The sequence below is a fragment of the Paraburkholderia sp. SIMBA_054 genome, assembly GCF_046534875.1.
GTDB lineage: Bacteria > Pseudomonadota > Gammaproteobacteria > Burkholderiales > Burkholderiaceae > Paraburkholderia > Paraburkholderia hospita.
In genome coordinates this window covers 1-355 of record NZ_JAWRXV010000373.1, presented here as the reverse complement: position 1 = coordinate 355, position 355 = coordinate 1, and the positions used below count along the sequence as shown (strand labels likewise).

General features: G+C 56.1%; 1 protein-coding gene. It reads left to right on the top strand.

Going from position 1 to position 355, the window contains the following annotated elements:
- On the top strand, window positions 1–212 hold a 212-nt coding region (locus tag SB822_RS55545; RefSeq protein WP_410858904.1), incomplete at its 5' end, for an OmpW family outer membrane protein.
- Window positions 213–355 lie beyond the last annotated feature (143 nt).

The following is a 355-nucleotide window of genomic DNA, read 5'->3' as shown; positions in this document are numbered from 1 at the left end:
GTTCGTGGGAGCCGGTGTTTAATCTGGGTTTCACTTACGCGTTCAACGAGCACTGGTTCGCGGGCGCCTCGGTGTCGTACCTGCCGCTCAGCACGACGGCCAAACTGAACACGCAGGCGAAGACGCCGGTCGGCACGCTCAATGTGCAATCGGAAACCAAGATCAAGCTGAACCCGATCGTTACGTACGTCAATATCGGTTACCGCTTTTAACACTCGCTTTTTGCTGTCGCTCCGAACGCCCGCTTCGCACAGCGTTCAACGCGCGGGCATCGAACCATGCCGTGCGATTAGGGTAGTCGAATTTCCGGGGCTTGAACAACGCCGTCATTCATCCAATGGCGGCGTTTTTTATT